The sequence below is a fragment of the Rubrimonas cliftonensis genome (genome assembly GCF_900107585.1).
GTDB classification, from domain to species: domain Bacteria; phylum Pseudomonadota; class Alphaproteobacteria; order Rhodobacterales; family Rhodobacteraceae; genus Rubrimonas; species Rubrimonas cliftonensis.
In genome coordinates this window covers 164,224-180,940 of record NZ_FNQM01000004.1, presented here as the reverse complement: position 1 = coordinate 180,940, position 16,717 = coordinate 164,224, and the positions used below count along the sequence as shown (strand labels likewise).

At 73.0% G+C, this 16,717-nt stretch carries 19 protein-coding genes and 1 tRNA gene; 3 read left to right on the top strand and 17 right to left on the bottom strand.

All coding sequences use genetic code 11. The annotated features are described in order from the left end of the window. The first annotated feature begins 47 nt into the window (after positions 1 to 47). Both BLW43_RS09135 and BLW43_RS09130 read left to right on the top strand, forming a co-directional pair. On the top strand, positions 48 to 1,253 hold the full coding sequence (locus BLW43_RS09135) for a class I SAM-dependent methyltransferase (RefSeq protein ID WP_093252107.1): 1,206 nt from the start codon (positions 48 to 50) through the stop codon (positions 1,251 to 1,253). Continuing rightward, positions 1,250 to 2,110 carry a heme-dependent oxidative N-demethylase family protein gene (locus BLW43_RS09130; protein WP_093252104.1) on the top strand — a complete coding sequence of 287 codons (861 nt, stop codon included), beginning with the start codon at positions 1,250 to 1,252 and terminating at the stop codon, positions 2,108 to 2,110. Before BLW43_RS09135 ends, BLW43_RS09130 begins: the two co-directional genes overlap by 4 nt. Before the next feature lie 20 nt (positions 2,111 to 2,130). Here BLW43_RS09130 and BLW43_RS09125 read toward each other — a convergent pair whose 3' ends face one another. The 5 genes from BLW43_RS09125 to BLW43_RS09105 form a co-directional block, all read right to left on the bottom strand. After that, entirely contained in the window at positions 2,131 to 2,922 is a 792-nt protein-coding gene (locus BLW43_RS09125) for a methyltransferase domain-containing protein (protein WP_093252103.1), read from the bottom strand. Further along, complete coding sequence (locus BLW43_RS09120; RefSeq protein WP_093252102.1) at positions 2,919 to 3,974, bottom strand: alpha/beta fold hydrolase; 1,056 nt, start codon at positions 3,972 to 3,974, stop codon at positions 2,919 to 2,921. Before BLW43_RS09120 ends, BLW43_RS09125 begins: the two co-directional genes overlap by 4 nt. After that, entirely contained in the window at positions 3,975 to 5,234 is a 1,260-nt protein-coding gene (locus BLW43_RS09115; protein WP_093252101.1) for a pyridoxal-phosphate-dependent aminotransferase family protein, read from the bottom strand. 102 nt (positions 5,235 to 5,336) lie between these two features. Beyond that, positions 5,337 to 5,410, bottom strand: a tRNA-Cys gene (locus tag BLW43_RS09110). Positions 5,411 to 5,474: 64 nt separating this feature from the next. Continuing rightward, on the bottom strand, positions 5,475 to 5,966 hold the full coding sequence (locus BLW43_RS09105) for a hypothetical protein (protein WP_093252100.1): 492 nt from the start codon (positions 5,964 to 5,966) through the stop codon (positions 5,475 to 5,477). A gap of 61 nt (positions 5,967 to 6,027) precedes the next feature. Here BLW43_RS09105 and BLW43_RS09100 point away from each other — a divergent pair, with 61 nt between their 5' ends. Continuing rightward, positions 6,028 to 6,459 (top strand): SufE family protein, encoded by a 432-nt coding sequence (locus BLW43_RS09100; protein ID WP_425441172.1) that lies wholly within the window; start codon positions 6,028 to 6,030, stop codon positions 6,457 to 6,459. Between the two features lie 34 nt (positions 6,460 to 6,493). Here BLW43_RS09100 and idi read toward each other — a convergent pair whose 3' ends face one another. From idi to bchL, 12 genes are all read right to left on the bottom strand, one after another. After that, positions 6,494 to 7,069, bottom strand: coding sequence for an isopentenyl-diphosphate Delta-isomerase (idi, locus tag BLW43_RS09095; protein WP_093252099.1), 576 nt, complete (start codon positions 7,067 to 7,069; stop codon positions 6,494 to 6,496). Between the two features lie 25 nt (positions 7,070 to 7,094). Then, positions 7,095 to 7,871, bottom strand: a complete 777-nt coding sequence (locus BLW43_RS09090) for a hypothetical protein (RefSeq protein WP_093252098.1) — start codon at positions 7,869 to 7,871, stop codon at positions 7,095 to 7,097. A gap of 12 nt (positions 7,872 to 7,883) precedes the next feature. Next, entirely contained in the window at positions 7,884 to 9,098 is a 1,215-nt protein-coding gene (gene hemA, locus BLW43_RS09085) for a 5-aminolevulinate synthase (protein WP_093252097.1), read from the bottom strand. Between the two features lie 2 nt (positions 9,099 to 9,100). Then, complete coding sequence (puhE, locus tag BLW43_RS09080) at positions 9,101 to 9,922, bottom strand: putative photosynthetic complex assembly protein PuhE (RefSeq protein WP_093252096.1); 822 nt, start codon at positions 9,920 to 9,922, stop codon at positions 9,101 to 9,103. 4 nt (positions 9,923 to 9,926) lie between these two features. After that, on the bottom strand, positions 9,927 to 11,000 hold the full coding sequence (acsF, locus tag BLW43_RS09075; RefSeq protein WP_093252095.1) for a magnesium-protoporphyrin IX monomethyl ester (oxidative) cyclase: 1,074 nt from the start codon (positions 10,998 to 11,000) through the stop codon (positions 9,927 to 9,929). Next, positions 10,997 to 11,299: a hypothetical protein gene (locus BLW43_RS09070; RefSeq protein ID WP_093252660.1), complete on the bottom strand. Its 303-nt coding sequence runs from the start codon at positions 11,297 to 11,299 to the stop codon at positions 10,997 to 10,999. The genes acsF and BLW43_RS09070 overlap by 4 nt, the downstream gene beginning before the upstream one ends. A 23-nt stretch (positions 11,300 to 11,322) precedes the next feature. Beyond that, positions 11,323 to 11,796 (bottom strand): photosynthetic complex assembly protein PuhC, encoded by a 474-nt coding sequence (gene puhC, locus BLW43_RS09065; RefSeq protein ID WP_093252094.1) that lies wholly within the window; start codon positions 11,794 to 11,796, stop codon positions 11,323 to 11,325. A gap of 113 nt (positions 11,797 to 11,909) precedes the next feature. Beyond that, entirely contained in the window at positions 11,910 to 12,680 is a 771-nt protein-coding gene (puhB, locus tag BLW43_RS09060; protein WP_093252092.1) for a photosynthetic complex putative assembly protein PuhB, read from the bottom strand. Beyond that, on the bottom strand, positions 12,671 to 13,447 hold the full coding sequence (gene puhA / locus BLW43_RS09055; RefSeq protein WP_093252089.1) for a photosynthetic reaction center subunit H: 777 nt from the start codon (positions 13,445 to 13,447) through the stop codon (positions 12,671 to 12,673). Before puhA ends, puhB begins: the two co-directional genes overlap by 10 nt. Positions 13,448 to 13,486: 39 nt before the next feature. Further along, a complete protein-coding gene (locus tag BLW43_RS09050; RefSeq protein WP_093252087.1) occupies positions 13,487 to 14,935 on the bottom strand; it encodes a PucC family protein in 1,449 nt (482 codons plus the stop codon). A gap of 13 nt (positions 14,936 to 14,948) precedes the next feature. Further along, positions 14,949 to 15,818, bottom strand: a complete 870-nt coding sequence (gene bchM, locus BLW43_RS09045; RefSeq protein WP_217632134.1) for a magnesium protoporphyrin IX methyltransferase — start codon at positions 15,816 to 15,818, stop codon at positions 14,949 to 14,951. After that, complete coding sequence (gene bchL / locus BLW43_RS09040) at positions 15,818 to 16,717, bottom strand: ferredoxin:protochlorophyllide reductase (ATP-dependent) iron-sulfur ATP-binding protein (RefSeq protein WP_093252084.1); 900 nt, start codon at positions 16,715 to 16,717, stop codon at positions 15,818 to 15,820. Before bchL ends, bchM begins: the two co-directional genes overlap by 1 nt.

The window sequence follows — 16,717 nt, the reverse complement described above, 5'->3', positions numbered from 1 at the left end:
GCGACGCCTGCTTGACCGCGGGGCGCGGAGGCGGGAAGACGCCGGGCATGGACCCGGTCGCCGAACAGTACGAAGCCTACCCCTACCCCGAGCGCGACCCCGCCGACGAGGCGAAGCGCCTCGTCACCGGCTCGCCCTCCCATCCCTGCGAGATCGACCACTTCATCCATCGCGGCGCGCGCGACTGGCGGCGCCCGTTCCGCGCGCTCGTCGCCGGCGGCGGCACGGGCGACGCTCTGGTGATGATGGCGCAGCTGCTGACGACCGCCCGCGCGCCATTCGAGATCGTCTATCTCGACCGCTCCGCCGCCTCCCGCGCCATCGCCGAGCGGCGGATCGCGGCCCGCGGCCTGAGCGGCGTGAGCTTCGTCACCGGCGACCTGCTCGACGCGCCCGCGATGGGCCCTTTCGACTATGTGGACTGCTGCGGCGTGCTGCACCATCTGCCCGACCCGCAGGCGGGATTCGACGCGCTCGCGCGGGCGCTGGCGCCCGGCGGCGGCCTCGGGGCCATGGTCTATGCGCCCTACGGGCGCACCGGGGTCTATCCGCTCCAGGCCGCTCTCGCGACGCTGACGGACGGGCTGTCGCCGGCGGAGAAGACGGCGCGGGCGCGCGCGACGCTCGACGCCCTGCCGCCGACCAACTGGCTGAAGCGCAACGAGCTCATCGGCGACCATGCGCGCGGCGACGCGGGGCTCTACGATCTGCTGCTGCACGCCCGCGACACGCCCTTCACCGCCGACGCCGTCATGGCTTCGGTCGAGCGCGCCGGCCTGACCTTCAGCGGCTTCCTCGCGCCCGCGCGCTACGCGCCGGAGACGTGGCTGGGCGGCGCGCCGGCGCCCGCGCTCGGGCCCGGCGCGCGCGCGGCGCTCGCCGAGCAGCTCGCCGGGGGCATCCGCGCGCACGTCTTCTACGCCGTGAAGCCGGCCGAGGGCGGGGCGTCTGGCGAGGGCGCCGGCCTTGCGGCGTTCCGCCCCGAGGCGCGGCCGCGCCTGCGCGGCCTGACGGCGGCGCAGCTCGCCGGCGCGGCGGGCAGGACGCTCAAGGTGACGCTCGACGGCGTCGCCCACCGCGTCGCGCTGCCGAAGGATCCCGCCCTGCTGGGCGCGCTGGACGGCCGCCGGCGGCTCGGCGAGATCGCCCGCGCGCTCGGACGGGACTGGGTGGCCTTCGCCGCCGGCTTCGCGCCGCTCGAGCGCAGCCTCGTCGGCCTCGGCGCCCTCCTCTACTCGGAGACGTTTCCGTGACAGAGTCGCCGGCGCGCGGCGCCCCCTATGCGCCCTACATGGACGACCGCACCGCCGAGCCGCCCGGTCTCTCGCCGCTGGACCCCGCCGCATGGCTGACGGCGGACCCGGACTTCGCGAGCCAGATGCAGGAGCGCGACGCGCTCATCGAGAGCGGCGCGCCCGACGTCGCGGCGCAGACCGACGACGCCGGCCCCATCGTCGCGGAGTTTCGCGCCGCCCTTTTCGAGCACCTCGCCGCGCGGCCGGAATGGACGTTGTCGGATGGCGCGGCGCGCAGGCCGGACGGCATCCCGGTAAGCCTCTCCGGTGAGACCATGGCGCTCGCCGGGCGGCTCGCGCAGGAGGATTTCCTGCTGCTCGCCCCCGGCGAAGGCGCCGCGGAGGCGCGGCTCGTCGCAGGCGTCCTGTGCTTTCCGTCGCGCTGGTCGCTGACCGAGAAGCTGGGGCGGGCGCTCTCGCCGATCCACGCCCCGACGCCGCGCTATGCGGGCGACCTCGCCGCGCGCGTCAACCGCGTGTTCGCCGCGCTGCGGCCCGAGCGCCCGCTGATGCGCGTCAACTGGCTGGTGACGCCGACCGACCGCCTGCGCCTCGTCCAGCGGGAGGACGCCAAGGCGCCCCACGCGCCCCCCGGCGCGCAGTTCTGGCTGCGCACCGAGCGCCAGACCTTGCTGCGGCTGCCGCACACGGGCGCTGTCGTCTTCGGCGTCAAGACGACGCTGACGCCGGTGGGCGCCCTGACGGCCGAGGAGCGCGCCGTCATCGCGCGCCGCATGGCCGGCTGGCCGGCGGCGGACGTGGACTATCGCGGCGGGGCGGCCCAGCACGCGGCGGCGCTGGCGGCGCTGGCCTGAGCCGCCAGCCCGGCGCCGCCTCAGCCCGGCGGCAGCGCCAGCACGTCGAGATGCCCGATCTCGACGGCGCGGGCGGAGACGCGGGCCGCGCGCCAGTCCGGGCTCGCCCCCGAGGCCGCCGCGACGCCGACCGCCAGCGCGCCGATCAGCGCGGCGTCCTCCGGCGCCTTCAGCCGCCACGCGCTCGGCGCGGTCTCGACCGAGAAGCCCTCGCCGCGCAGCGCCTCGGCGAGCGCGGGGCCGGCGTCCGCGCCCAGCGCCGGGCCCATCCCCTTGTCGCGCTTCATGTCGGCGAGGAACGCCCCGCCGACGGCCGCATCTTCGGGATGCGGCGGCGACCAGCGCTCGAAGCCGTCATAGGTCAGCGCCGCATAGACCGCGGCGCCCTGGGCCGCCGCCTCCGCCGCGAACCGCCGCAGCCAGTCGGCGCCGACCAGATCGAAGAAGGCCGAGGCGGTGACGAGGCGGGGCGCGCCCTTCGACCAGGCGCCGCGCAGCGCCGCGCCGGGATCGGCGGCCAGATCGAGCGTCGCCGTCTCGACGCGCGCGCCCATCGCCGCGGCGCGGGCGGTCGCCACCTCGAGCAGTTCGGCGTCGTTGTCGACCAGCCGCCAGCGCGCGCGCGGCAGCCGGCCGTGCAGCGCCGCGAGCGTCGCGCCGGTCCCCGCGCCGATGTCGACGACCGTGAGCTCGGCGCCCTGCGCCGCGGTGCGCTCGCCGACCCACGCCGCGAGCTTCGCAACGAGGCCGGGGTCGCGCGCGGCGTCGTCGGCGGCGGCCCGAAGCGTCAGCCAGTCGGCGGAAAAGCTCATCGGACCTCCATCGCGACGACGGGCGCCGGGACGATGGCGGCCGGGCGGACCTGCGCCAGCGCGAAGGCGGCCACGTCGGCCCAGACGCGCGCGCGCTGGTTGTCGCGCAGCAGCAGGTGCCAGCCGTCAGGATAGAGGATCGTCTCGCCGCGCGGCAGCGCCTTCGCGACCGGGGCGACCGAATCGTAGGGCACCACCGCGTCCTTCTCGCCGTGCAGCACGAGGACGGGCAGGCTGGCGCGCGCGGCGACGTCCCCCGACCGCTCGATCGCGTACATCAGCCCCAGCACCTCGCGCGCAGTCGCGCCGCGCAGATACGCGGGGTCGGCGCGCAGCCGGGCGAGGGCCTCCGCGTTGTCGGTCGGGACGAGGCGCACGAGGCCCTCGCCGCTCCATCGCCTGTCGGGGATCACAGCCGCCGCTGTCCACGCCGCGGCGCGGGCGAAGGGGCCGACGCTCTCGCCGGTCGCCGGCGCGAGCAGCACGGCGGCGTCAACCTCCGGCGCCCCGCCCGCCCCCAGCGCCGCCAACGTCACGGCGCCGCCGAGCGAATGACCGGCCGCGACGAGCGGCAGGCCCGGATACGCTGCGGCGACCTGCGCCGCCACGGCGGCGAAGTCCGCCGTCAACGCCTCGAAGCCCGGCCACGCCCCGCGAGACGGGTTGCGGCCGAAACCGCGCTGATCGTAGGTCACGACCTCGATGCCGCGCGCCGCCCAGTCCGGCGCCGGGCCGCCGAATGTGGACGGCCCGTAGTCGCCGAATCCGTGCACGCCCAGCAGCACCACGCGGGCGCCGCCCTCCGCCGGCCAGCGGTCGGCGACCAGCGGCGCGCCGTCGGCGTCGATCAGCGCAAACCGCTGCGGCCCGGCGCTTGCGGCCTCGGCGGCGCTCGGCTGCGAGACCGACAGGGGCGCCGCGCCGCCGCCGGCGCAGCCGGCGAGCAGGGCGAGCGCCGCCGCCGCCAGCGCCGCGCGGCGCGATGCGGCCGGGCGCCGGCCGGTCGGCGCCGGCGCGGCGGCTGTCCCGCCTCGCGGACCGGCGCGCGCCATTCAGGCCGCGCGGTTCGCTGCGTCCTTCACGGCGACGCGACCGGCGAAGGTCGCGGCGATCTCGGCGGCGGCCGCCTCCAGCGCGCCGCCGCCGAAGCGCACGCCGCAGGCGGCCATGCCGGCCTGCGCCGCGCCGAGCGTACCCATCAGCATCGGCGCGTTGAGCCAGCCCATGTGACCGATGCGGAACGCCTTGCCCGAGAGCGGCCCCAGCGCCGTGCCGAGCACCAGCCCCAGCTCGTCGCGGCAGAAGGCGCGCAGCGCCTCGGGGTCGGCCGCGTCGGGGCCCTCGGTCGCGACGCGAACCGTCGTCACGCTGTCGGCGCGGTGCGCAGGGTCGGCGACGTGGAAGCTCAGCGGGCCCTCGCTCGACCACGCCGCCACCGCCGCCCGCGCGGCCCGCGCAAGCGCGGCGTGACGCGCCCAGACCGCCTCCATCCCCTCCTCGGCGAGCATGTCGAGCGCCTCGCGCAGCGCGAAGAGCAGGTGGATCGGCGCGGTGCCGGCGAAATTCTGGTACTGCTCGCCGCCGCTGCGGCCCGCCCAGCTCCAGTACTGCGTGCGCAGGTCGGCGGCGCCCTCCGCGGCCAGCGCGCGGGCGTTCGCCCAGCAGAAGGCGAGGCCCGGCGGCGTCATCAGCCCCTTCTGCGCGCCGCCCACTGTCACGTCCACGCCCCAGGCGTCCATCTCGTAGGGGATGCAGCCCTGCGAGGCGATGACGTCGACCATGTAGAGCGCCGGGTGGCCCGCGGCGTCGATGGCGCGGCGGATCGCGGCGATGTCGTTGCGCACGCTCGACGCCGTGTCGACCTGCACCACCATGACGGCGCTGATCGCGTGGGCGCGGTCCTCGCGCAGCCGCGCCTCGACCGCCTCAGGGTCGACCGCAGCCCCCGGCGTCGCGTGCAGCACCTCCACCTCGACGCCCAGCGCCTTGGCGTTCTCGCCCCAGCCCACGGCGAAGCGGCCCGATTCGAGCACCAGCACCCGGTCGCCCCGCGACAGCGTGTTGGTGATCGCGGCCTCCCACGCGCCATGGCCGTTCGAGATGTAGATGAACGGCCGCGCCTCGGTCCGCGCCACCCGGCGCAGGTCGCGCAGGATGCTCTGGGTGATCTCGACGATGTCGCCCTCGTAGATGTTGATCGCCGGGCGGTTCATCGCCTGAAGCACCCTGTCCGGGATGACCGACGGGCCGGGGATCGACAGGAACTCGCGGCCATTGGCGAGCAGCCCGGGCGCGGCGGCGGGGCGGGACATGGGCGGACTCCCTTGGTGAGGCGCGACGACGACGACATGCGTTGTGCGATGCAAGACGCCCTACACCATCGCCCGCCGAAGATTCGCGTCAAGGGCGGGTGCTGGAGGCGACGCCCGGAATCGAACCGGGGTGGACGGATTTGCAATCCGCTGCGTAACCACTCCGCCACGTCGCCTCGGAGCACGCTCCGCGACAGGTCGAGTAGCACCGCCGCGGCGGACCTGTCCAGCGGCGGCGCGCTACGGCTGCGCCGGCGCCTGAAGCGTCACAGTGGCCGAGCCCTGTCGCGCAAAGACCCGCACGGCCTTCGCTCCGAACAGCTGCTCCGGGGCCAGCGGCGTGTCAGCGCGCAGTCTCTGGGTCAGCCCGGCCGCCCGCGCCGCGCGCTCGACCGCCTCGGGCTCCGCGTCCGGCCCCGGCTGCGCCGGCGGCACGGCGATGAGGTCGAAATCGAGAAACCCCTCCGCGTCCGGGGCGCCGAGCCGCGGCCGCAGCCGCGCGCCGCGCCAACCGTCGCCCTGCGCCGACCCGATGGCCGACAGGATGAAGCCGCGGTGCGTGCGCCCGATCTCGGCGAAGGCCACGTCGTCGACGACGACGCTGGACAGGATTTCATCCTGAAGCGTCGGCGGCGGCGCCGGCGGCTCATCGGCGCAGGCCGCGGCGAGCGCCAGCGCGACGCCGCAGGCCGCCCCGCGCCCAAGACGCCCGATCAGGCTCACAGGGATCATCGCGCTCTCCTCCCGCCTCCGCGGCTGGACGCAGCCGGCCCGGGCGCTTACTTCGTTGCTCATGAGCCAGACAGACGCAGACGCCGCCGGCGCGCCGGACTTCGACGCCATCGTCGAGGACATGACGTTCCTCGACGATTGGGAGGATCGGTATCGCTACGTGATCGACCTTGGCAAGGCGATGCCGCCGATGGACGAGGCGCTCAAGACGCCCGCGACCAAGGTGGACGGCTGCGCCAGCCAGGTCTGGATCGCGCCGCGCCGCGAGGGCGACCGGCTCGACTTCATCGGCGACAGCGACGCGATGATCGTCCGCGGCCTCATCGCGGTGCTCCATGCGCTCTACGCCGGCAAGACGGACGCGGAGATCCTCGCCGTCGACGCCCAGGGCGCCTTCCGGCGACTGGGGCTCGACCAGGCGCTCTCGTCGCAGCGCTCCAACGGATTGAGGGCGATGGTGGAGCGGCTTCGGGGGCTCGCGGCGCAGGGGTAGCCGCGTCGCCCGGCCGCACAGGCGACCGCCGCGATCAGACCGTCCCGAAGTCGAACGCGGGCCACCTGCCGACATAGATGCGGAACCAGGGCGTGAAGCGCTCCGGCGCGGCCGCGATCTCGGCCTGCATCGCCTCGCGCGTCACCCAGCGGGTCTCCGCCACCTCCTCGGGGTCAGGGTAGAGCGCAGCGTCGGCGCCCGCGCGGCCGAGGAACATGTGCACATGCTCGTCCTCGATCAGCCCGGCGCCGACATCGGCGCGGTAGTCGAACTCGCCGGCGGGGCTCAAGCCGACGCGCAGGCCCAGCTCCTCCTCCAGACGCCGCGCCGCCGCAGCGGCCGGGCTCTCGCCCCAGTGCGGGTGCGAGCACACGGTGTTGGCCCACAGCCCGCCGCAGTGATACTTGCCCAGCGCCCGGCGCTGGATCAGCAGCCGCGGCCCGTCGAACACGAAGGCCGAGATCGCGACATGGCGCAACCCGAGCTGATGCGCGGCCAGCTTCTCGACCGGATAGAGCGACCCGTCGCCGGCGATCGCCGGGATGGTGATCTGCGCGCCGCGCGGCTGTCGACGCAGGGCGGGGGCGGTTGCTTCGGCGAGGGCGGGCATGGGCGGCGGCCTTTCCGACGGCGTTTCAGGCGGTCTGCCTGAGGCGCGAGAGGTCCGCGTCGGACCAGTCGCCATGGACGCCCGCGACCGTGAAGCGGGCGAAGAGGTATTCCGAGAACCAGTCGCCCGCGCGGGCCGCCGCGATGGCCTGCCCGTGCGCGCTCTCCGGCGCCCAGGCGAAGCGCTGCAGGGCCTCGCGGTCGGTCCAGAGCGTGAAGGTGATCTGGTTGAGCCAGGGCAGCTCGCCCAAGCCCATGCGGAACGCCAGCCCGCCGGCGCGCGGGTCGAGCGGTATCTCGGCGCGGATGCCGGGCGTGCGCCCCCAGAAGGCGCGCAGCGCGCGCGGGCGGATCGATGCGCGCGTCAGCACCGCCACGGGCCCCTCCGCCTCCGCCGGCGCGCACACCTCGAAAGGCAGGGAGCCGCCCCACGCGCCGCGCGCGCGCGTGGCGTGCAGATAGAGCGTGACATGCTCCGCGGCGTGCTCGCGGTAGCGGCGATAGACCCGGCTGCCCTCGACCTGCTCGCGCGCATGCGCCAGCGACGGCCACGCCGCCAGCACGCCGTAGACGCCGAAATTCGGCCACGGATAGAACCCCTCTCGCGAGCCCGTGCCGCATTGCCGCATGAAGGTCGCGCCGGGCAGCCGCCTGAGCTTCCAGCGCGAGTTGAGCATCTGCCACCAAGCCCAGTGGCGGCGCCAGCGCGTCGCAAAGCGGAACAGCGTCACGCTGACGGTCGGGCGGTCCGCCGCAGGGCCGCCGGCGCCGCCGGTCTCGAACGGAGCGCCGGCGCCGTCCATCGCTCCGGCCTCTCAGGCCACCTGACGCGACAGCGCGCATTGCGACCACAGGTCGTTCAGCGCGCGCACGAGGTGGTCGATGTCGGCTTCCGTGTGCAGCGGGCCCGGCGTGATGCGCAGCCGCTCGGTCCCCTTCGGCACGGTTGGGTAGTTGATCGGCTGGATGTAGATCCCGTAGTCCTCGAGCAGGATGTCGCTGAGCATCTTGCACTTCACCGGGTCGCCCACCATCACGGGGATGATGTGGCTGGGGTTCGGCGCATGGGGAATCCCCAGCCGGTCGAGCTTCGCCCGCACCCTGGCGACGGCGGCGCGCTGGCCCTCGCGCTCGGCGCCCGACTGCTTGAGGTGGCGGATCGAGGCGGTCGCCCCCGCGGCCACATGCGGCGGCAGCGAGGTCGTGAAGATGAAGCCGGACGCGAAGCTGCGGATGAAGTCGATCGCCGCCGCCGTCGCCGTGATGTAGCCGCCCACCACGCCGAACGCCTTGCCCAGCGTGCCCTCTATGAAGTCGATGCGGTCCATCAGGCCGCGCTCCTCGGCGACGCCGCCGCCGCGGGGCCCGTACATGCCGACCGCGTGGACTTCGTCGATGTAGGTCATCGCGCCGTACTTCTCGGCGAGGTCGCAGATTTCCGCGATCGGCGCGATGTCGCCGTCCATCGAGTAGACGCTCTCGAAGGCGATGAGCTTCGGCCGGCCGGGCGCGACGCTGCGCAGCTTGGCCTCCAGGTCGGCGAGGTCGTTGTGGCGGAAGATCAGCTTCTCGGCGCGGCTGTGGCGCACGCCCTCGATCATCGAGGCGTGGTTGAGCGCGTCCGACAGGATCACGAGGCCGGGGATCTTCGCGCCCAGCGTGCCGAGGCCCGCCCAGTTCGAGACGTAGCCGGAGGTGAACAGCAGCGCCGCCTCCTTGCCGTGCAGGTCGGCGAGCTCCGCCTCCAGCGCGACATGGTGGACATTGGTGCCGGAGATGTTGCGCGTGCCGCCGGCGCCGGCGCCGCAGCTGTCGAGCACCTCGTGCATCGCGCCGAGCACCGCGGGGTGCTGGCCCATCCCGAGATAGTCGTTCGAGCACCAGACGGTGACTTCCGACTCGGCGCCGCCGCTGCGCCGCAGCGCCTTCGGAAAGTTCCCGCGCCGCCGCTCAAGGTTCGCGAAGACCCGATAGTTGCCTTCCGCCCGCAGCCCTTCCAGCGATGTGCGGAAGAAATCCTCGTAGTCCATCGTCACCTCCCTGGCGTCGGCGCCGTCGACGCCATCAGCTTGAGCGCCCCGTCGGCGCGGTTCGCGCGCCTTTCCGCGCGCTTTTCGGTCCACCACTTCCAGAGCGCGGCTTCGCGCACCGGCAGGACCAGAAACCAGTGCTCCAGCGTTCCCAGAGCCGTCAATGCGCCGACGAGCGTGAGACCCGTCGCCGCGAAGCCCGTCTCCGCCACCGTCACCGCATGCAGCAGCAGCCCGCCCGCCGCAACCGTCCCCAACGTCACGGAAAACGGGAACAGCAGCGACATCGGCCGCGGCGAGAAGTAGGTGGCGAGATAGCGCAGGTCGTCAGGCAGAAACTCGTCTGCGACATTCGGCGCGCCGAGAAAGATGTTGAACTTGACCGACAGGCGCAACACCCAGAGCGCCACGAAGGTCCAGAGCGCCACGGGATTCGCCGCTCCCTGCAGCCACAGCGCGAGGCCGACCGTCGTCAGCGCCAGCGCGATCTCGTGGTGGATCAGCGTCGCGGCGGCCAGCCGGAACCGCCGCCAGCCGCGGGCGTCGGGGGGGCACGGCGCGCGGCGCGGCCCGGTCAGCGCGCCGCTGAGGAACGTCGCCTCGTGGAAGCCCCAGAGGCCCACGCCCGCCGTGAACGCCCATGCCGCGCTCCACGGCGTCTGGGCGTCCATCGTCGCCCAGACGCCCCAGAGCGAGACCACGCCGAGCCCCACGGCGAGGCCCGCCGACATGGTGCGCGACGTCCGGCCCATCAGCAGAACCGCCCCGGTGCCGAACCACCAGAGAAACAGCGCGTAGCCGAGGGCGAGCCAGACGTCGCTCATCGCCTCACCAGACCGGTTGCAGACGCGAGGTCTCGGGCAGTTCCGAGCGCTTCACCGGCAGCAGGTAGAGCCGCGCGAACACGAGGCCCGCGCGGGCGCCGAGGCCGACCTTGCGCAGCCAGCCCATCGGCCCGCCCTGCCGCCGCGCATCGTCCATCGCGAGGTTGATGCGGTTGAGCGCCCGCAGCCCCGGCCAGAAGGCGGGATGCTCCAGATCGAGCTGGATCGGGAAGCACTGCTTCGTGATCTCGCTGGTGACGCGGAACACCTCGCGGTCGTAGTCCTCGATGTCGATGTCCATCGCCTTGTGGAAGGCCGGCCGCGCCATGTCGCGGACATGCATGGTGGCGAACACCGCCAGCACGAAGAAGCGGATCCACAGCTTGTTGAGGCCGGTCAGCGTGCGCCGGTCGGCCCGCATCAGCAGCGAGAACGCCTCGCCGTGGCGGAACTCGTCGTTGCACCACTCGCGGAACCACTTGAAGATCGGGTGGAATCGCTTCTCGGGGTGCTTCTCGAGGTGCCGGAAGATCGTGATGTAGCGGGCGTAGCCGATCTTCTCGCTGAGATAGGTCGCGTAGTAGATGAACTTCGGCTTGAAGTAGGTGTACTTCTTCGCCTTCGTAAGGAAACCGAGGTTCACGCCGATGTTGGCTTCCTTCAGCGCGTCGTTGATGAAGCCGGCGTGGCGGGCCTCGTCGCGGCTCATGTAGCTGAACAGCTCGCAGATGTCGGGGTTCGAGCCGCGCTTCTTCATCTCCTTGTAGAGCACGCAGCCGGAGAACTCGGCCGTGAGCGAGGAGACGAGGAAATCGATCAGCTCGCGGCGCAGCTCGGGCTCCATGCCCTCGAAGTCGACCTCGTCCCAGTCCGCCGTCTTCTTGAAGTGGCCCTTGTTGGGGTCGGCCTTCATCTCGGCGATCAGCGCGTCCCACTCCTGCCGCACCGGCGAGACGTCGAGCTTGTCCATCTCGTCGAAGTCGGTGGTGTAGAAGCGCGGGTTGAGCAGGGTCGTCTCGGTCGCCATGCGGGTGGTGTCGTTGACGGCCTTGGGCTCGATGCCGACGTGCGCGTTCATGGCCGCACCTCTTCGCTGAAGGAGAACTCGCAGAGCTCCATGAACTCCAGGTCGCCCGTGGCGCGGGTCCACATCCGCTCCCAGATCGTCGCCTGCGTCACGGTCGCGGTGCGGCGCTCGGTGCGGACCTCGCCATAGGGCACCTCGATGGGCGCGCCGTGGACGAGAACCTCGTCGCCCGGCGCCACCGCCACGTCGCCGTCCAGCGCCACATGGGCGTGGAGGCTCTCGAAGGTATGGCTCACCTCGACGGTGCAGGGCACCTCGAAGCGTCGCCTGAACAGGATCGGCGCGCTCATGGGCGCGGTCTTCGGGCGCTCTGTCACTGGATGTCCTCCCTTGACGCCAGCAATCGCGCGAAGGCCTGAAGGTTGTCCGCCCCGAACGAGTTCAGGAAGAACCGCTCGCCCGTCGCGGGATCGGAGATCGAGAGCCGCCCGTCGTCCCAGCGCGTCAGCGCCAGCACGTCGTCGCCCCCTTCCCGCGTCACCGCACGGCCGCGCGTCAGCCCACGCAACACTCCCCGAATGAAACCGTCTTGTCCCTCTGACAGCAATGCGACCATCTGGCCTGACACGGCGTCGGTCACCACCATCGCCCCGTCCGCCGAATCGGTGAAGTAGAGTGAGCGCGTCTCGACCGCCTCGGCCTGCGGGGCCAGCATCAGCCCCGTGTCGGTCGCCCGGCCGTAGACGACGGCGACCATGGTGAAGAGCGCCAGCGCCGCGGCGGCCAGCACGAGGCCGCGCGGAATGTGGTGGTCCTCGGCGTGGCGGCGTTCGGCGTGGTCGGACATGGCGCGCTCTCCTGAAGTCTGCTGTCTTCCGTCTTCCCGGGGCCGCCGTCCCTGCGCCGCCTGCGGCGCGCGGCCCCCTTCGCGTCAGGCGGCGACCGCGTCGCCGCCCCGGTTCATTCCGCGGCGATCAGGCCGCCCGAACGGCCGCCGCTCGTTCTGGCGTCCGTGGCCGGCGTCTTGGCGGGCCGCGTCGTCGCGGGCGCCCCGGCGAGGCCCTCCTCGGCCTGAACCGCCGCGATCGCCTCGCCCATCAGGCGCGCCACGCGGTGGGCGTCGGGCACGGCGCGCAGCATCGGCTGCGGCTTCATGAAGCGCCACGGCCGCGCATGGGGCATGAGCATCAGATAGGCGATGCGCACCTCGCCGGCCGGCGACACCGCGATGTCGCCGCGGTCGCCCCGCGACTTCATCGCGACGTTGGCGATCTGGCGGAACGGCAGGTTCAGCGTCACCGGCAGCGCCGCGCCGACCCGCATCACCAGGCGGCGCGAGGTGAGCGTGTAGACCGCCGCGCGCGCCGTCGCCCAGGCGACGAGGCCGATGAGACCGAGGCAGACGACCGCCATCACCGCGAGGCCCGCCGTCTCCGCCGCGATGCGGTCGGGCGACGCCCCGGCGGAAAAGCCGTCCGTCACGCGCCATGCGGCGAGGGCGCCGAAATAGATCGCCACCCAGTCGCCGAAGAACGCCGTGCGGGCCAGCGTGAACCAGTGCGGGCGGCCCTGCCACAGCAGCTTCTCGCCCCGCGGCAGCAGCCCCGGCAGTCCCTCGACGGGCGTGAAGTCCCGCCCGTCGATCTCGTTGCGGAAGAACCGCCCCACGACCGGCGCGCGCGCGAGAAGGCGGCGCAGACCGCCCCCCCCCGCCTTTCCGCTCACATCCACGGCTCGGCCCTCTCCGCGTTGGCGTAGAGCTTGCCGCCGGCGTAGTAGGCCATGACCTTCTCCTCCTCGAGCATGGTGATCTGCTCGGGGGATTTGAGGGCGGGAACCTTCGCGAACTGCGCGGCGGTGATCGAGTGAACCTTCACGGTCTTGCCGTCCATGCCGACGATCACGCCGGTCATCGGCGCGAGAACGCTGCCGCCGCCGGGCAGCTCGATCTCGATGTAGCGGATCAGCGCCTCGGAGCGATCCACCCAGATGTCCTTCACCACGCCGGCGGACTGGCCGTCGCAGCCGGTGACGCTCCAGCCGCGGATGTCGCGGTCGCCCTCGGCGACTGACCACTCGTTCGAGACTCGAAGCGGCACGATCTTGGCGTCGCCGTGCAGCGTCATCTCGGGCACGTCCTTGCGCTCGGCCCAGGAGGCCGGGCCCACGCCGTCCACCATCGGGTCGCCGGTCGGCTCGAACGGCGCGCCTGACCACTTCTCGGTCGGGCGCAGCGCGAACTTGCGGTCGGTGATCTCGCGCGCGTCCTTCTCGGGGTTCGGCGCCATCACCTCGCCATGGCCGTGCGGCAGGCGGAAGATCTTCGGCGCCGGCAGGCCCCAGGGGCCGAACATCGCCGGCTTGCCAGTGGTCTCGGACTCCAGCGGGTAGCCTTCGCGCATCGTCTCGCGCTGGATGTAGATGATGAGCCCGAAGAAGAACGCCCAGAACGCATAGAGCACGAGCTGGGCGATGTCGAAGTCGCCGATGATGGTCATGGTCCAGTCCTCCGCATGGCCCGGGCTGCCCCGGCCGGATCAGGTGGTCGGGAACTCGGCGAGGCCGAAAGACCTCTCGCCGGGCGTGTCGCTGGTGTCGCCGCGCCGCCGCACCAGCGGGCCGATGGCCGCCAGCGCGCCAAAGAGCAGCAGGATCTCGAGGTGATAGACGACGCTGTAGCCGGTGCCCGGCCGCATCAGCGCCTCGCCCAGCCGGCCCGACATCGCCAGCTCGCCGACGACGTCGCGCAGGGCGCCCCCGGCGGCGATGGCGAGCCCCGCCGCCGTCGCCTGCACCGCGCCCCAGGCGCCGAGCGCGAGGCCGGAACGGCGGCCCTCGCCGTCCGCCAGCTGCATGGCCGCCACCAGCGCGCCCACGGCGAAGAGCCCGGCGCCGAAGCCGATCATGGCGACGCCGCAGCGGAACAGGTCCGCGCTCGCCATCGGGTCGGCGAAGATCACCGCGGAGAAGCCGATCAGCCCCGCCAGCGGCCCCATCGCCGCGATGCGATGCGGGTCGCCGCCCTTCGTCATGAAGCGCGCCGCCAGCGCGAAGCCGACGAGCGAGCCGCCCGCCATCAGCGCCGTCAGCGCCGTCGTCGCGCCGACGCCGAGATGCAGGATCTCGCCGCCATAGGGCTCCAGCAGGATGTCCTGCATCGAGAAGCCCGCCGTGCCCAGCGCCACCGCCGCCATCAGCCGCATCGCGCGGCCGTCGGCGCAGAGCTCGCGCCAGGCGTCGATGAAGCGCGGCCGGGCGATGTCGGCGCGGGTCAGTTCGGGACGCCTCGGCTCCTGCCCCCAGAGCGCCACGAGGTTGAGCGCGATCGTGACCACCGCCGCCCCCTGCACGACCTGGATCAGCGCCTTCTGCGAGAACTCCGCCAGCAGCCAGCCGAAGACGAGGGCGCTCAGCACCATGCCCGCCATGAGCATGACGTAGAGCAGCGCCACCACCCGCGGGCGGGAGGCCTCCGGCGCCACGTCGCTGGCCAGCGCCAGCCCCGCCGTCTGCGTGGTGTGCATCCCCGCGCCCACCATCAGGAACGCGAGCGCCGCGCCCGCCTCGCCGGCCCAGCGCGGCCCAACCGTCTGGTCGCCCGACAGAAGGATCAGCGCGAAGGGCATGATCGCCAGCCCGCCGAACTGCAGCAGCGAGCCGAACCAGAGATAGGGCGTGCGCCGCCAGCCCAGCGCCGACTTGTGGTTGTCCGACCGGAAGCCGATCAGGGCGCGCGCAGGCGCGAACAGCAGCGGCAGGGAGACCATCAGCGCCACGAGCCACGCCGGCACGCCGAGCTCCACGATCATCACCCGGTTCAGCGTGCCGTTGAGCAGCACCACCGCCATGCCGACCGACACCTGAAAGAGCGACAGGCGCAGCAGCCGCGGAAGCGGCAGCTCCGCGCTGGCTGCGTCGGCGAAAGGCAGGAAGCGCGGTCCCAACGCCGCGAACACGCCCTTGACGCCCTGCGGTCCGAGAATCATGTCGCCTCCCCGGTCATCGCGCGATCTCCAGCGCCTGAGAAATGTAGAAACCCGCCGAGACGCGCTCGGTGCGCAGGCAGCGCATGCCCTCACCCCGGCCCTCTCCCGCCAGCGGGAGAGGGGGCGCGAGCGGCGAGGCCTGCGCCCCGTCGGCCAGCGACGCGCCGACCGCGGGGATATCGCCCCCTCTCCCGCCTGCGGGAGAGGGCCGGGGTGAGGGCGACGCAAGCCGCGCCTCGACCAGCCGCCGCAGCCGCCGCTCCGAGACCGGCTCGATGGCCGGCGAGCGGTCGCTCCGGGGGAAAAGCTGTCCCGCCGCATGCATCACCGTCAGCGCCGGCGTGCGCGGGCAGAAGGTGAAGAGCGCCGAGCGGTCCGCCAGCGCCGCCAGCCGCGCCGCCGCCTCGGCCATCGCCTGCGCCCTGTAGTGGATAAGGCTGTCCATCGCGACGACGTGATCGAAGCGCCCCAGATCGGGGCTCAGCATGTCGCCCACCCGGAAGTCGATCCGCTCGCGGACGTCCGCCGGCGCCCGCTCGGCGGCCACCGACACCAGCGAGCCCGCGACGTCGATCGCCACCACCCGCGCGCCGCGCCGCGCCGCCTCCACCGCGAGCGCGCCCGTCCCGCAGCCGGCGTCGAGCACGCGCAGCCCGGACAGGTCCGCGCCCATCCAGTCCAGCAGCGTGGCGCGCATCCGGTCGCGACCCGCGCGCACGGTGGCGCGCACGCGGCTCACCGGCGCGTCGGAGGTCAGCCGCGCCCAGGTCTCGCTGGCGGTGCGGTCGAAATACTCCGTCAGCCGCGCCTTCTTCGCGTCCCAGCCGGCCGGGGCGATCACGGGAGCGCCATGGGATGCGGCGCGTGCGGCGGCGTCGGTCATCAGTCGAATCCCAGCATCTCGAAGATGTCGCGGTCCTTCATCGGCGCCGGGGCCAGCGGCTCGGTGCCGTCCCACAGCGTCTGCGCCAGCGCCATGTACTCGGCGCGCGCGGCGAGCACGTCGTCCTCGTCTGGCATCTCGAACAGCGTCTTCTTCTTGAGCCGAGAGCGGCGGATGGCGTCGAGGTCCGGCATGTGCGCCAGCCGCTTGAAGCCGACGCGGTCGCAGTAGCGGTCGACCTCGTTGGTCTCGCGCGAGCGGTTGGCGATGCAGCCCGCGAGCCGCACGCCGTAGTTCTTCGACTTCGCCTGAACCGCCGCCACGATCCGGTTCATGGCGTAGATCGAGTCGAAGTCGTTGGCGGTCACGATCACCGCGCGGTCGGCGTGCTGCAGCGGCGCCGCGAAGCCGCCGCACACCACGTCGCCCAGCACGTCGAACAGCACCACGTCGCAGTCCTCGAGCAGGTGATGCTCCTTCAAGAGCTTCACCGTCTGGCCCACGACATAGCCGCCGCAGCCGGTGCCCGCCGGCGGGCCGCCCGCCTCGACGCACATCACGCCGTTGTAGCCGGTGGTGACGAAGTCCTCGGGCCGCAGCTCCTCGGGGTGGAAGTCCACGCTCGCCAGCACGTCGATGACCGTGGGCTGCAGCCGCCCGGTCAGCGTGAAGGTGCTGTCGTGCTTGGGGTCGCAGCCGATCTGCAGCACGCGTTTGCCGAGATGGCTGAACGCGGCGGAGAGGTTCGAGGACGTGGTGGACTTGCCGATCCCGCCCTTGCCGTAGACCGAGAACACCTTGGCGGTCTCGATCTTCAGGCTCGGGTCGAGCTTGACCTGCACCGAGCCTTCGCCGTCCTCGCCCTTGAGATTGGGGGCCTTCATGTCGAGGGGGGCCAT

Excerpts from the sequence above, each read along its gene's own strand:
- BLW43_RS09135 (WP_093252107.1), top strand. The coding sequence starts at position 48 with ATGGACCCGGTCGCCGAACAGTACGAAGCCTACCCCTACCCCGAGCGC.
- BLW43_RS09125 (WP_093252103.1), bottom strand. The coding sequence starts at position 2,922 with ATGAGCTTTTCCGCCGACTGGCTGACGCTTCGGGCCGCCGCCGACGAC.
- BLW43_RS09120 (WP_093252102.1), bottom strand. The coding sequence starts at position 3,974 with ATGGCGCGCGCCGGTCCGCGAGGCGGGACAGCCGCCGCGCCGGCGCCG.
- BLW43_RS09115 (WP_093252101.1), bottom strand. The coding sequence starts at position 5,234 with ATGTCCCGCCCCGCCGCCGCGCCCGGGCTGCTCGCCAATGGCCGCGAG.
- BLW43_RS09105 (WP_093252100.1), bottom strand. The coding sequence starts at position 5,966 with ATGATCCCTGTGAGCCTGATCGGGCGTCTTGGGCGCGGGGCGGCCTGC.
- BLW43_RS09100 (WP_425441172.1), top strand. The coding sequence starts at position 6,028 with ATGAGCCAGACAGACGCAGACGCCGCCGGCGCGCCGGACTTCGACGCC.
- idi (WP_093252099.1), bottom strand. The coding sequence starts at position 7,069 with ATGCCCGCCCTCGCCGAAGCAACCGCCCCCGCCCTGCGTCGACAGCCG.
- BLW43_RS09090 (WP_093252098.1), bottom strand. The coding sequence starts at position 7,871 with ATGGACGGCGCCGGCGCTCCGTTCGAGACCGGCGGCGCCGGCGGCCCT.
- hemA (WP_093252097.1), bottom strand. The coding sequence starts at position 9,098 with ATGGACTACGAGGATTTCTTCCGCACATCGCTGGAAGGGCTGCGGGCG.
- puhE (WP_093252096.1), bottom strand. The coding sequence starts at position 9,922 with ATGAGCGACGTCTGGCTCGCCCTCGGCTACGCGCTGTTTCTCTGGTGG.
- acsF (WP_093252095.1), bottom strand. The coding sequence starts at position 11,000 with ATGAACGCGCACGTCGGCATCGAGCCCAAGGCCGTCAACGACACCACC.
- BLW43_RS09070 (WP_093252660.1), bottom strand. The coding sequence starts at position 11,299 with ATGAGCGCGCCGATCCTGTTCAGGCGACGCTTCGAGGTGCCCTGCACC.
- puhC (WP_093252094.1), bottom strand. The coding sequence starts at position 11,796 with ATGTCCGACCACGCCGAACGCCGCCACGCCGAGGACCACCACATTCCG.
- puhA (WP_093252089.1), bottom strand. The coding sequence starts at position 13,447 with ATGACCATCATCGGCGACTTCGACATCGCCCAGCTCGTGCTCTATGCG.
- BLW43_RS09050 (WP_093252087.1), bottom strand. The coding sequence starts at position 14,935 with ATGATTCTCGGACCGCAGGGCGTCAAGGGCGTGTTCGCGGCGTTGGGA.
- bchM (WP_217632134.1), bottom strand. The coding sequence starts at position 15,818 with ATGACCGACGCCGCCGCACGCGCCGCATCCCATGGCGCTCCCGTGATC.
- bchL (WP_093252084.1), bottom strand. The coding sequence starts at position 16,717 with ATGGCCCCCCTCGACATGAAGGCCCCCAATCTCAAGGGCGAGGACGGC.